We start from the raw sequence: 14149 nt of genomic DNA on the forward strand, positions 1-14149 counted from the left end.
GCCCGAAGCGGGCGGCGATCGCCTCCACCGTCTCCCGGTCGAACAGGTCGGTGGCGTAGTCGATCGCGCACTCCAGACCGGCCGGGGCGCCCTCGGCGTCGAAGGACTCCCCCATGCCGACGGAGAGGTCGAACTTGGCGACGTAGCCGCCGACCGGTTCGATCGCGGCCGGCAGTCCGGCCAGGTCGAGCGGGACGTCGCCGCCGGTGGCGCCCTGGCTCGCGCCCTCCAGCAGCAGCATCACCTGGAACAGCGGGTGCCGGGCCAGCGAGCGGGCCGGGTTGAGCTCCTCGACCAGCCGCTCGAACGGCACGTCCTGGTGGGCGTGGGCGTCGAGCTGCGCCTCCCGGACCCGGCCCAGCAGTTCGGCGAACGCCGGGTCGCCCGAAGTGTCGGTCCGCAGCACCAGGGTGTTGACGAAGAACCCGACCAGCTCGTCCAGCGCCTCGTCCGAGCGGCCCGCGACCACCGAGCCGATCGGCACGTCCGTGCCGGCGCCGAGGCGGGTGAGCAGCGCGGCCAGGCCGGCCTGGAGGGTCATGAACATCGTCACCCGGTGCTCGCGCGCCAGGGCGGTCAGAGCGCGGTGGAGCTCGGCGCCGAGCGGGAGCACCACCCGGTCGCCGCGGTGGGAGCTGTCGGCCCGCCGGGGGCGGTCCACCGGGAGTGCGATCTCCTCCGGCAGTCCGGCCAGGGTCTCGCGCCAGTGGGCGAGTTGGCGGGCGGCCGGGCTCTGCGGGTCGGTCTCGTCGCCGAGCAGCTCGCGCTGCCAGAGCGCGTAGTCGGCGTACTGGACCGGCAGCGGACGCAGTGCGGGGGCGGCGCCGTCGCGGCGGGCCGCGTAGGCGGCGGCGAGGTCGCGCAGCAGCGGCTCCATCGAGCGGCCGTCACCGGCGATGTGGTGCAGGACGAGGACGAGCAGGTGTTCCGGTGCCTCCCCCTGCTCCTGTGCGCCGTCGCCGGCGGGCAGCAGCAGGGCCCGCAGCGGCAGGTCGGCGGCGAGGTCGAAGGGCAGGTCCGCGAAGGCCGCCACCTCCGCCGCCGGGTCGGCCGCCGGGGCGGTGCGGTGCTCGAACGGGACCAGGGCCTCGGCGGCCGGGACGATCCGCTGGTACGGCTCGCCGTCCTGCTCGGCGATCACGGTGCGCAGGCTCTCGTGCCGGGCCACCACGTCGGTCAGGGCGGCGGCCAGGGCGGCGGGGTCGAGCGGGCCGCCGATCCGCAGCGCGAGCGGCAGGTTGTAGAGGCCGGAGGGGCCCTCCATCCGGTCGATCAGCCAGAGCCGGCGCTGCGCGGAGGAGAGCGGCAGCCGCTCGGGGCGCGGGCCGGCCGTCGGCGCGGGCCTGGCCTCGGCGCCGCCGTCCAGCCGCTGGACGAGGCCGGCCACGGTCGGGGCCTCGACGACGTCCCGGATGCCGAGTTCGGTGCCGAGGGTGGCGCGGACCCGGGCGGCCAGCTTCATGGCGAGCAGCGAGTGGCCGCCGAGGGCGAAGAAGTCGTCGTCGATCGAGACACGGTCGACGCCGAGCACCTCGCCGACCAGGCCGCAGAGGATCTCCTCGCGGGCGGTGCGGGGCGCGCGGCCGCCGGCGAAGAGGGCGAAGTCGGGGGCGGGCAGGGCCCGCCGGTCGACCTTGCCGCTGCCGGTGAGCGGCAGCGCGTCGAGCGGGACGACGGCGGCCGGGACCATGTGGGCGGGCAGCCACTCGGCGGCGAACCGGCGCAGCTCCTGGGCGAGTTCGACGCCGCTCTCGGAGGTGCCGGTGGCGCAGTGGGCGACCAGCCGGCGGTCGCCGTCGGCCCCCTCGTACAGGGTCACCACGGTCTGCCGGACGGCCTCGTGGCGGGTCAGCGCCTGCTCGATCTCGCCGAGTTCGATCCGGAAGCCGCGCAGCTTGACCTGGTCGTCGGTGCGGCCGAGGTAGTCGATGCCGCCGTCCCGGTTGCGCCGCACCAGGTCGCCGGTCCGGTACATCCGGGCCCCCGGGGTGAACGGGTCGGCGACGAAGCGCTCGGCGGTCAGCGCCGGGCGGCCGAGGTAGCCCCGGGCCAGGCTGTGTCCGGCGAGGTACAGCTCGCCGGGCACGCCGACCGGGACCGGTGCCAGGTACTCGTCCAGGACGTGGGCGCGGGTGCCGAGCACGGGGTGGCCGAGGGTGGGGCGCTCGGAGTCCGCGAAGGACTGGACCAGGGTGTCGACGGTGGCCTCGGTGGGGCCGTAGAGGTTGTGGCCGCCGAGGCCCGGGGTCTCCCGCAGCCTGGTCCAGAGCGCCTGGCCGACGGCCTCGCCGCCGAGCAGCAGCACCCCGGGGGCCGTACCGTCCTCGCCGTCCTCGTCCAACAGGCCCTCGGCGAGCAGCTGTTCGGCGTAGGAGGGGGTGACGTTGACCACGGTGATGCCCGTGCCCCGCACATGGCGGACCAGCGCGGCCGCGTCGCGGCGCAACTCGTCGCCGATCAGGTGCAGTTCGTGGCCGGCCACCAGCCAGAGCAGGCTGTCCCAGGAGGCGTCGAAGCAGAGCGAGGCGGTCAGCGCGACGCTCAGCCGGCCGTGCCGTCGCTCCGCTCCGGCGAAGGTCTCCGCCCGGTGCTGGGCCAGCAGGGCGGCGATCGAACCGTGGCTCACCAGGACGCCCTTGGGGCGGCCGGTGGAGCCGGAGGTGTAGATGACGTAGGCGGCGTGGGCCGCCCCGATCCGCAGCGGCGGGGCCTCGGCGGGCTGCTCCGACCAGGCGTCGGCGTCGCCGGGCAGGACGGTCAGGCCCTCCAGCGCCTGGGGCAGCGGCCAGTCCCCGGTGCTGAGCACGGCCGCCGGGCGGGCGTCGGCCAGCATGTGCGCGGTGCGCTCCAGCGGGTATTCGGCGTCCAGCGGGAGGAAGGCCGCGCCGGCCTTGAGCACGGCGAGTTGGGCGACGACCGTCTCCGCCGAGCGGGGCAGGGCGAGCGCGACCACGGCCTCCGGGCCGATGCCCGCGGCCAGCAGGCCGTGCGCGAGCCGGTTCGCCCGGGCGTCCAACTCGGCGTAGCTGAGCCGGAGTCCACCGAAGACCAGGGCGGTGGCGTCCGGGGTCGCCGCCACCTGGGCGGCGAACGCGGCCGGGACGAGCGGGACTTCGGCGGGCAGAGCGGCGGCGGGGGCCAGCAGGGCGGCGCGCTCGGCGCCGTCCAGCAGCTCCACCCGGCCGATCGGCGCCGCCGGGTCCGCCACCACTGCGGCCAGCAGCCGCCCGAAGCGGGCGGCGATCGCCTCCACCGTCTCCCGGTCGAACAGGTCGGTGGCGTAGTCGATCGCGCAGTCCAGACCGGCGGGCGCGCCGTCCGGGCCGAAGAACTCCTCCAGGGTGACATTGAGGTCGAACTTGGCGACCCCGGTGTCCGAGGGCAGTGCCTCGACCTCCAGGCCGGGCAGCTCCAACTCCCCCTCCTCGGTGGACTGGAGCACCATCGCGACCTGGAACAGCGGGTGCCGGGCCAGCGAGCGGGCCGGGTTGAGCTCCTCGACCAGCCGCTCGAACGGCACGTCCTGGTGGGCGAAGGCGCCGAGGCCGGTCTCCCGGACCCGGCCCAGCAGCTCGGCGAAGGCCGGGTCACCGGAAGTATCGGTGCGCAGTACGAGGGTGTTGACGAAGAAGCCGACCAGCTCGTCCAGCGCCTCGTCCGAACGGCCCGCGACCACCGAGCCGATCGGCACATCGGTTCCGGCGCCGAGGCGGGTGAGCAGCGCGGCCAGCGCGGCCTGGAGGGTCATGAACATCGTCACCCGGTGCTCGCGGGACAGCGCGACCAGCCCGGCGTGCAGTCCGGCGTCGATCGGCAGCGCGACCCGGTCGCCGCGGTGGCCGGCCCGGGCGCCGCGCGGGCGGTCGGTCGGCAGCGCGATCTCCTCCGGCAGGTCGGCCAGGGTCTCGCGCCAGTAGGCGAGTTGGCGGGACACCAGGCTCTGCGGGTCGGCCTCGTCGCCGAGCAGCTCGCGCTGCCAGAGCGCGTAGTCCGCGTACTGGACGGCGAGCGGTTCGAGCAGCGGCAGCTCGCCGCCGAGGCGCAGGGTGTAGGACTCGGTGAGGTCGCGCAGCAGCGGCCCCATCGACCAGCCGTCACCGGCGATGTGGTGCAGGGCGACGACGAGCACGTGCTCGTACTCGGAGACCCGGAGCAGGGTGACCCGCACCGGCGGCTCGGCCGCCAGGTCGAACGGGCGGCGGCCCGCGCGGTCGACCTCGGCCTCGACGGACTCCGGTGCGCAGTCGAGGAGTTCGACCGGGACGGCGGCCTCGGTCGGGGTCAGGATCCGCTGGTAAGGCTCGCCCTCGTGCTCGGCGACCACGGTGCGCAGGCTCTCGTGCCGGGCGACCAGGTCGCTCAGGGCGGCGGTGAGCGCGTCCCGGTCGAGCAGGCCGGTGAGGCGCAGCGCGAACGGCATGTTGTAGAGGGCGGAGGGGCCTTCCATCCGGTCGAGCAGCCAGAGCCGGCGCTGCGCGGAGGAGAGCGGCAGCCGCTCGGGGCGCGGGCCCGCGGTCAGCGCCGGGCGGGCGTCCGCGCCGTCGAGGCGCTCGACCAGGCCGGCCACGGTCGGGGCCTCGAAGACGTCCCGGATGCCGAGTTCGGCGCCGAGCGTGGCGCGGACCCGGCTCAGCAGCTTGGTGGCGAGCAGCGAGTGGCCGCCGAGGGCGAAGAAGTCGTCGTCGACGGAGACCTCGGGCACGCCGAGGATCTCGCCGAAGAGGCCGCAGAGGATCTCCTCGCGCGGGGTGCGGGCGGCCCGGCCGGCTCCGGCGGCGGCGGTGAAGTCGGGGGCGGGCAGGGCGGCCCGGTCGATCTTGCCGTTGACGTTGAGCGGCAGCGCGGCCAGGGCGGTGAAGGCCGCCGGGACCATGTAGTCGGGCAGCGCGGCGGCGGCGTGGGCGCGCACCGAGGCGAGGTCGAGGGCGGCCGGGTCGGCGCCGGCCGCGACGGCCAGGTGGGCGACCAGCCGGGTGCCGGCGGTGCCGTCCTGGTGCGGCAGCACGGCGGCCTGCACCACCGCGGGGTGGGCGGTGAGCACGGCCTCGATCTCGCCGAGCTCGATCCGGAAGCCGCGCACCTTGACCTGGTGGTCGGTGCGGCCGAGGTACTCCACGGTGCCGTCGGAGCGGCGCCGGGCGAGGTCCCCGGTGCGGTACATCCGGGCGCCGGTGTCGTAGGGGTCGGCGACGAAGCGTTCGGCGCTCAGTGCCGGGCGGCCGAGGTAGCCGCGGGCCAGGCCGGGACCGCTCAGGTACAGCTCGCCGGGCACCCCGACCGGCACCGGCCGCAGGCGGGCGTCCAGCAGGTGGGCGCGCAGGTTGGGCAGCGGGCGGCCGATCACCGGGCGGGCGACGGCGCCGTCCAGGCGGTGGTGCAGGGCGTCGACGGTGCACTCGGTCGGCCCGTACAGGTTGAACACGACGGTGTCGGGCGCGGCGCTCAGGGTGGTCCAGAGCTGCTGGCCGCAGGCCTCTCCGCCGATCATCAGCACGGCGGGCGGGGCGACGGTGAGCAGCCCCTCCTCGACCAGGCGTTCGGCCAGCGCGGGGGTGACGTCGAGGGTGTCGGCGCCGGTGCGGGCCAGGTAGCCGACGATGCCGGCCGCGTCGCGGCGCAGGTCGTCGTCGAGCAGGTGGAGCTCCTGGCCGGCGACCATCCAGAGCACCGCTTCGAGGGAGGTGTCGAAGGACAGCGAGGCGGTCGCGGCGAAGGCGAACCGCCGCCCGGGGTGGGCCTGCTGGGCGGGGGCGAGGGTCCCGGCGCGGTGGAAGGCGAGCAGGTGGGCGAGGCCGCCGTGGCGGACCACGACGCCCTTGGGGCGGCCGGTGGAGCCGGAGGTGTGGATGACGTAGGCGGCGTGCTCGGGGCCGAGCTCCACCTCCGGTTCGTCGGCGGGCAGTTCGGCCCAGGGCGCGGCGCCGGCGGGCAGCACGGTGTGTCCGGCCAGTACCTCGGGCAGCGGCCAGGCGTCGGTGCTGAGCACGGCGGCCGGGCGGGCGTCGGCGAGCATGCCCGCCAGCCGGTCGCGCGGGTAGTCGGAGTCCAGCGGCAGGTAGGCGGCGCCGGCCTTGAGCACGGCGAGCAGGGCGACGATCGACTCGGCGGAGCGGGGCACGGCGAGCGCGACCAGCGACTCGGGGCCGATCCCGGCGCCGGCCAGGCCGTGGGCGAGCCGGTTGGCGCGGGCGTCCAGCTCGGCGAAGCTCAGCCGCTGCTCGCCGAAGACCAGGGCGGTGGCGTCCGGGGTGGCGGCGGCCTGGGCGGCGAACGCGGCCGGGAGGAGCGGCTCGCCGCCGGGGCGTCCGGTGTCGTGCCAGCGGGCGAGGTCCTCGCGGCCCTCGGCGCCGAGCACGTCCAGTTCGGCGACCGGGCGGTCGGGCTGTTCGGCGACCTGGTCGAGCAGGCCGGCCAGCGCGGCGGCGAGCCGTTCGGCGGTGGCCCGGTCGAACAGGTCGACGGCGAACTCCAGGCCGCCGGAGAGGCCGGCCGGGAAGCCGTCCGGGTCCAGCCGCTCGGACAGGTTGAGGGTCAGGTCGAAGGGGGTGGTGGGCAGGCCCAGCGGCTCGTAGGAGGCGCGGGTGCCGGGGAACTCCGGCCCGCCGCCGGTGGTGTTGTCGAAGGCGATCATCACCTGGAACAGCGGGTGCCGGGCCAGCGTGCGGGCCGGGTTGAGCTCCTCGACCAGCCGCTCGAACGGCACGTCCTGGTGGGCGTAGGCGGCCAGGTCGGCCTCCCGGACCCGGCCCAGCAGCTCGGTGAAGCTGGGCGAGCCGCTCAGGTCGGTGCGCAGCACCAGGGTGTTGGCGAAGAAGCCGACCAGCTCGTCCAGGGCGGGGTCGAGCCGACCCGCCAGCGGGGTGCCCATCGGGACGTCGTCCCCGGCGCCGAAGCGGTGCAGCAGGGTGGCCCAGGCGGCCTGGAGCACCATGAACAGGGTGACCCCGTGCCGGCCTGCCAGGTCGGCGAGCCGGGCGTGCAGGGCGGCGTCGAGGTCCAGCTCGACCACGTCGCCGCGGTGGGTGGGCACCGGCGGGCGGGGGCGGTCCAGCGGCAGCGGCAGCTCGTCCGGCAGGCCGGACAGGGCCTCGCGCCAGTGGTCGAGCTGACGGGACAGCAGGGAGCGCGGGTCGGTGTCGGCGCCGAGCAGCCGGTACTGCCAGAGGGTGTAGTCGGCGTACTGGACGGGCAGCGGGCGCGGTTCGGGGGCGGTGCCGTCGCGGTGGGCGGTGTACGCCTCGGCGAGGTCGCGGAACAGCGGGCGCAACGACCAGCCGTCGCCGGCGATGTGGTGCAGCACCAGGGTGAGCACGTGCTCCTCGGGCCCCTCCGGGCACAGGTACGCGTGCAGCGGGACGTCCTCGGCCAGGTCGAAGAGGTGGCCGACGAGCTCCTGCGCCGGGCGGTCGGTGACGGTGAGCAGCGGCCCGGGCGGGCCGTCCAGGACCCGCTGGTGCGGCACGCCGTCGAGCTCGGTGAAGACGGTGCGCAGCGACTCGTGCCGCGCGACCACGTCGCCGAGGGCGCGTTCCAGGGCGGCGGTGTCGAGCGGGCCGGACAGCCGCAGGGCGAGGGTGACGTTGTAGGTGGCGGCGGGGCCCTCGGCCTTGCCGAGGAACCACAGGCGGCGCTGGGCGAAGGACACCGGCAGGTGCTCGGGGCGCAACTCGGGGAGCAGGGCCGGGCGGGCCGGGCCGTCGGCGAGCCGGGCGGCGAGGGCGGCGACGGTCGGGGCCTGGAAGAGGTCGCCGATGGCGAGTTCGGCGCCGAGGTCGGCGCGGACCCGGCCGACCAGGCGGGTGGCGAGCAGCGAGTGGCCGCCGAGGGCGAAGAAGTCGTCGTCGACGGTGATGTCCTCGATGCCGAGGATCTCGCCGAACAGCGCGCACAGGGCCCGCTCGCGCTCGTCGCGCGGGGCGCGGCCGGCCGGGTCGCTGCCGAGCTCGGGGGCGGGCAGGGCCCGCCGGTCGACCTTGCCGTTGGCGTTCAGCGGCAGCGCGGGCAGTACCACCACGGCGGAGGGCACCATGTAGCCGGGCAGGCCGGCGGCGGCGAACTCCTTCAGCTCCGCGGCGAGTTCGGGCCGGCCGTCGAGGGCCTCGGCGGTCACGGCGCAGTAGCCGACCAGCCGGGTGTCGCCGGGGCGGTCCTCGCGGGGGACGACGATGACCTGGCGGACGGCGGGGTGGCGGGAGAGCGCCGCCTCGATCTCGCCGAGCTCGATCCGGAAGCCGCGCAGCTTGACCTGGCCGTCGATCCGGCCGAGGAACTCGATCGCGCCGTCCGCCCGGCGGCGCACCAGGTCGCCGGTGCGGTACATCCGGCCCCCGCTTCCGAAGGGGTCGGCGACGAAGCGCTCGGCGGTCAGCGCGGCCCGGCGCCAGTAGCCGCGGGCCAGGCCGGCCCCGGCGATGTACAGCTCGCCGGGCACGCCGGGCGGCACCGGCTGGAGGCGGGCGTCCAGGACGTGGGTGCGCATGTTGTCCAGCGGGCCGCCGATCGGGGCCCGGGCGCCGTCCAGGTCGGCCGGGAGCAGGTGGTGGTGGGTGGCGAAGGTGGTCGCCTCGGTGGGCCCGTAGACGTGGGCGAGCAGCAGGTCGGGGCAGTGCTCCAGGACCCGGCGCATCAGGGTGCCGGAGGCCGCCTCGCCGCCGGTGCAGACCGTGCGCAGGGCGCGGAAGGTCTCCGGGGCCTGCTCGGCGACCAGGTCGAACAGCGCCTTGGTGAGGAAGACCGCGGTGACGCCGTGCCGGGTGGCGACGGTGTGCAGGGCCTCCGCGTCCATGGTGCCGGGCGGGGCGACGACGACGGTGCCGCCGTGCAGCAGCGGCGTCCACAGCTCGTAGGTGGCGGCGTCGAAGGCGTGCGGGGAGTGCAGCAGGATCCGCTCGTGCCGGCCGTCGCGCCAGCGGCTGTCGTCGGCGAGGTCGACCACGTCGCGGTGGCGGATCGCGACGCCCTTGGGGGTGCCGGTGGAGCCGGAGGTGAACATCATGTAGGCGAGCCGGTCCGGGTGGACGGGCAGGCCGGGGTCGTGCTCGGGCGCCCCCGCCTCGTCGCCGGGGCGGACCACGACGGCCTCGTGGGCGAAGCCGGGCTCGGCGCGGTCGGTGATCAGGACGGGCGCGGCGGTGTCGGCGAGCAGCGCCGTCATCCGCTCGGGTGGCAGGCTCGCGTGCATCGGCACGTAGCAGCCGCCGGCCTTGAGCACGGCGAGGGTGGCGACGACCAGGTCCACCGAGCGCTCCATCAGCAGCGCGACCGGGGACTCCGGGCCGACGCCGGCGGCGATCAGGTGGTGGGCGAGCCGGTTGGCGCGGGCGTCGAGCTCGGCGTAGCCGACCTCGCCGCCGTCGTGGGCGAGGGCGACCGCGTCCGGGGTGCGGGCGGCCTGCGCCGCGAACAGCCCGGGCAGCGAGCCGGTGCGGACCGGCGCGGCGGTTGCGTTCCAGTCCTCGGCGAGCCGGGCGCGCTCCTCGGGGGCGAGGATGTCCAGGGTGCCGATCGGCGCCGCGGGGTCGGCGGCCGCGGCGGCCAGCAGCCGGCCGAAGCGCGCGAACAGCGTGTCGACGGTGGCCCGGTCGTACAGGTCGGCCGAGTACTCGACCGAGCCCTCCAGGCCGGCCGGGGTGCCGTCCTGGGCGTGCCGCTCGGTGACGCCGATGTTGAGGTCGAACTTGGCGACCCGCAGGCCCAGCGGTTCGGGCGCCGACTCCAGCCCGGGCAGGCCGAGTTCGCCCTCCTCGTGGTTCTGCAGCACCAGCAGGGTCTGGAACAGCGGGTGGCGGCCGAGCGCGCGGGCCGGGTTGACCTCCTCGACCAGCCGCTCGAACGGCACGTCCTGCTGGGCGAAGGCGTCCAGCTGCGCTTCCCGGACCCGGCCCAGGAGTTCGGCGAAGGACGGGTCGCCGGACGTGTCGGTGCGCAGCACCAGGGTGTTGACGAAGAAGCCGACCAGGTCGTTCAGGGCCTCGTCGGAGCGGCCGGCCACACCGGTGCCGAGCGGGATGTCGGTACCGGCGCCGAGGCGGGTGAACAGCGCGGCCAGACCGGCCTGGAGGACGGCGAACAGTGTGGACCGGTGGCGGCGGGCCAGCTCGGCCAGCGCGGTGTGCAGTTCGGGGTCGAGGGTGAACGGGACGGCGTCGGCGGCACCGGTCGGCACGGGCGGCCGGGGGCGGTCCACCGGCAGCTCGAGCTCCTCCGGCAGACCGGCCAGGACCTCTCTCCAGTGGTCGAGCTGACGGCTCATCAGGCTGAACGGGTCGGACTCCTCGCCGAGCAGCTCGCGCTGCCACAGGGCGTAGTCGGCGTACTGGACCGGCAGCGGCTCCCAGTCCGGCTCGGCGCCGGCGAGGCGGGCGGTGTAGGCGGCGGCGAGGTCGCGCAGCAGCGGGCCGAGCGACCAGCCGTCACCGGCGATGTGGTGGAGCACGACGAGCAGCACGTGCTCGGGGGCTTCCCTGTCGATCGGGGTGTCCCCCTCGGTCGGGGTGAGCGAGAAGACCGTGACCCGGACGGGCGTTTCGGCACTCAGGTCGAAGGTGTGGGCGGCGGCCCGGTCCCGCAGGGCGGCGTAGTCGGCCGGCGCGCACTCCACCGTCGTGAAGACGGTGCCCGCCTCCGCCGACGGCAGGATGTGCTGCACCGGCACGCCCTCGCCGTCCACCGGGAACACCGTGCGCAGGGCCTCGTGCCGGGCCACCACGTCCGCCGTCGCGGCGCGCAGCGCGTCGAGGTCGAGCGCGCCGCGCAGGCGGACCGCGAACGGCAGGTTGTAGAGCGCGGTCGGCCCTTCGATCTGGTCGATCAGCCAGAGACGCTGTTGTGCGTACGAAACCGGGATCACGGTGCTTCCTCTGCTCACGTCACGGGCGTGTGGTGGGGGACGCCGTCACGCGGGGACGGCGGTGGTCGGGAGGACGGACGGCTCGCAGTCGAGGACGTCGACCGGGCGGCCCATCGCGACGGCGATCTTCCGGTCGCCGCGGTACGGGTCGCGGCCGTGCGAGCACAGCACGTTGTCGACCAGCATCACGTCGCCGACCTGCCAGGTCTCCCGGACGGTGGCGGCCTCGTAGGCGGCGTTCAGCGCCTCGACGTCCTCGCGGGTGACCGGCTCGCGGTCACCGAAGCCGGTGTTGAACGGCAGGCCGTCCGGGCCGAACTCCTCGACCATGGCCTCCCGGATGTCCGGGTCCAGCGACCACTCGTTCCAGAAGGCCAGGTGGTTGAACCAGACCTCCTCGCCGGTGTGCGGGTGGCGGATGGTGGCCGGCCGCAGCTGGTCGGTGCGCAGGGTGCCGTCCTCCAGCCACTCCCAGGTGATGCCGTTCTCCCGGCAGTACTTCTCGACCTCGGCGGGCTCCTCGGTGCCGAAGGCGGTCCGCCACGGCAGCGAGACGTACTCCGAGTAGCTGCGCCCGAGCGTCCAGCCGGTGGTCCGGCCGCGCTCGGCCAGGTGCGGCGGCAGCGCGGCGAGGACCTTGCGGACGTCCGCGGTCGGGGTGGCGCCGCCCTCCTCCGGGGCGATCAGGCAGGCGAACAGCAGCCGGCCGGGGAAGGTCAGGGTGTAGCTGTTCTCGTTGTGCATCCGGATCGGCAGCGCGGCGGCCAGGTCGGTGGACGAGAACACGCCGTTGCCGAAGTCGCTGCGCGGGGTGGCCTTCTCCCGGTACGGGGTGGGCTCGGGGATCAGCACGTCCCGGACGGCGGCGACGTCCTCGGTGGCCGCGACCGACAGGCCGCGCAGGAAGATCGTGCCGTGCTCGTGCAGCGCGGCGGTCAGCTCGTCCTCGTGCTCACGGAGCCAGGCGCAGCCCTCGGCGAGGTCGGCGGCGGCCGGGACGTGGAGCAGGGCCGGACGACCGGGGTTCAGCTCCCAGTTCAGCATGGCGGCGCTCACCGGTTCCCGAGGCCGGCGACCAGCGAGGCCGGGCGGATGTCGGTCCAGTTGGTCTCGATCCACTCCAGGCACTCCTGGCGGGGCGCCTCGCCGTGGACGGTGGTCCAGCCCGCCGGCACGTCGATCCAGACCGGCCACAGCGAGTGCTGGTTCTCGTCGTTGACCAGGACCAGGTAGCCGGCGTTGTCGTCCTCGAACGGGTTGCTCACGGTGCTCTCCTCGGTGAGGTGGTGGCGCGGTGCGGTGTGATTCGAAGGTAGGTGCGGGCCGGGTCCGGAAGCGGCACAAGGCCCGGCAGGTGAGCGGCAGTTCCGGGACTGCCGTCCTCCTGCGCGGGCCTCGGGCGCACGGGGTGGGAACGGGGGTGGAGCGGGGTCGGCTCGGAGACGGAGCGGGGGTGGATCGGGGTCGGCGCGGGGTCGGGGGTTCGGACGGGAGAAGGGCTGGTCGGAGGGGCCGGCGCGGGGTTCCGGCGCGCGGTGCCGGCGCGGGCTCAGCGCGGGGTCAGCCGGACCGGGAAGCGGTCCAGGCCGAAGTTGATGATCGAGCGGTTGTACTCGACCGGACCGGCCGGTTCGATCGTCGCCGCCTTCTCCAGCGCCGCCGAGAACAGCGCGCTCAGCTCGGCCTTCGCCAGCGGCGCGCCGATGCAGTAGTGGGCGCCCAGGCCCAGCGCCAGGTGCTTGTTGGGCGAGCGGTCGAGCCGGATCTCCTCCGGCGCCTCGAAGGCCTCCGGGTCCCGGTTCGCCGACCACACCCAGACCGCGACCCGGTCGCCGCGCCGGATCTGCCGCCCGGCCAGCTCGATGTCACGGGTGGCGGTCCGCAGGGTGTGCAGCCCGACCGAGGTCCAGCGCAGCAGCTCGTCCACGGCGGAGTCCATGTCCACCTCGCCGCGCTGCAGCGCCCGCCACAGGTCCGGCCGGTTGACCAGGGTGTGCAGACCCATCGCCGCGGTGTGGCGGACCGTCTGGACGCCGCCGACGACGATGTTGTCCAGGTTGAGCACGACGTCCTCGACCGGCATCAGCTTCCCGTTGACCTTGTAGGTCGCCATCATCGAGATGAGGTCGTCCTTGGGGTCGGTGCGCCGCAGCATCACCTGGTGCATCAGGTAGGGGATCAACTGCTGGTGGCCGGCGCGGCGTTCCTCCGGGGTGGCGCCCAGGAAGGCCACGTCGCAGACCCGGACCATCATGTCGCGGTCCTTCTCCGGGACGTCCAGCAGGTCGCACATGACGGCCAGCGGCAGTGCGGAGACCACGTCGACGAGGTCGGCCTCGCCCTGCTCCACGGCCCGGTCGAACAGCTCGCCGGCCCGCTCGGCGATGGAGCGGGAGGCGCCGCGCACGCCGTTCTTGGAGAAGAACGGGTTGGCGGGCGCCCGCAGTTCGCGGTGCTTGGGCGGGTCGGTGAGGGCCATCATCCGGCCCGAGCCGACCGGGACGTTGCCGACGCCGGCGCCCAGCAGCGAGCCGGACTCGGAGCTGAACACGGCCGCGTTGCGCAGCACGTCCGCCGACTCCTTGTAGGTCATCACCGACCAGATCGGGCCGTCGTCCAGGCTGTCGGTGCGGTGGACGGGCGCCTCGCGGCGCAGCTCGGCGACCAGGGCCGGGGTCTCCGGGTCCGCCCACAGGGCGGGGTCGGTGAGATCGACGGAAGTGGTGGTCACCATGACGGCTGCTCCTCGGTGGCGGTGGCACGGGCGGTGGCGGTGGCGGTGCTGGACGTGGGGGCGGCCGCCGCGCGGCCGGAAAGCAGGGAGGTCAGGAGGTCGACCGGGCCGGGCCGGTCGACGGTGGCGAGCAGGTGCCCGCCGGGCAGGACCAGCTGGTCGAAGGCGCCCCGGGTGTGGGCGGCCCAGCCGGAGAGGTCGGTGGTGGCGAGCATCGGGTCCTCGGCGCCGGCCAGCGCGTACAGGGCGGAGGTCAGCGGCGGGTGCGGCTGGTGGCGGTAGGTGGCGCTGACCGCGAGGTCGGTGCGGATGCCGCCGAGGGCGAGTTCCACCAGCTCGGGATCGGCGCTGACCAGCTCCTCCAGGCCGGTGAGGCGCAGGAGTTCGGCCGCGTCGAGGTCCTTGGACTCCCGCTCGGTCCACTCGGCCGGGCTGGGCGCGCCGGCCACCACCACGAGTTCGGGGCGGCGGTCGGCGGGCAGGGCACGGGCCACCTCGTAGGCGAGCAGGGCGCCGAAGCTCTGCCCGTAGAAGGCGGCCCGGCGGCCGGGCGCGAGGTGCGGGGC

The 14149-nt window shown here is 75.3% G+C and carries 5 protein-coding genes; all 5 read right to left on the reverse strand.

Going from position 1 to position 14149, the window contains the following annotated elements:
- Positions 1-10849, reverse strand: a 10849-nt coding sequence (locus tag BI06_RS30180; protein ID WP_158516473.1) for a non-ribosomal peptide synthetase, incomplete at its 3' end; no start/stop codon positions are given.
- Between the two features lie 45 nt (positions 10850-10894).
- Complete coding sequence (locus tag BI06_RS30185; RefSeq protein WP_043473571.1) at positions 10895-11893, reverse strand: TauD/TfdA family dioxygenase; 999 nt, start codon at positions 11891-11893, stop codon at positions 10895-10897.
- 8 nt (positions 11894-11901) lie between these two features.
- The gene (locus tag BI06_RS30190; RefSeq protein WP_043472778.1) at positions 11902-12114 is read right to left on the reverse strand and encodes an MbtH family protein; all 213 of its coding nucleotides are present in this window, start codon (positions 12112-12114) and stop codon (positions 11902-11904) included.
- A 284-nt stretch (positions 12115-12398) separates the two neighbouring features.
- A complete protein-coding gene (locus BI06_RS30195) occupies positions 12399-13583 on the reverse strand; it encodes a cytochrome P450 (protein ID WP_043472781.1) in 1185 nt (394 codons plus the stop codon).
- Positions 13577-14149 (reverse strand): thioesterase II family protein (locus BI06_RS30200; protein WP_051742262.1); only part of this gene is annotated, 573 nt, incomplete at its 5' end. The genes BI06_RS30200 and BI06_RS30195, both read right to left, overlap by 7 nt.

This window comes from Kitasatospora sp. MBT66 (assembly GCF_000710405.2).
GTDB lineage: Bacteria > Actinomycetota > Actinomycetes > Streptomycetales > Streptomycetaceae > Kitasatospora > Kitasatospora purpeofusca.

Excerpts from the sequence above, each read along its gene's own strand:
- BI06_RS30185 (WP_043473571.1), bottom strand. The coding sequence starts at position 11,893 with ATGCTGAACTGGGAGCTGAACCCCGGTCGTCCGGCCCTGCTCCACGTC.
- BI06_RS30195 (WP_043472781.1), bottom strand. The coding sequence starts at position 13,583 with ATGGTGACCACCACTTCCGTCGATCTCACCGACCCCGCCCTGTGGGCG.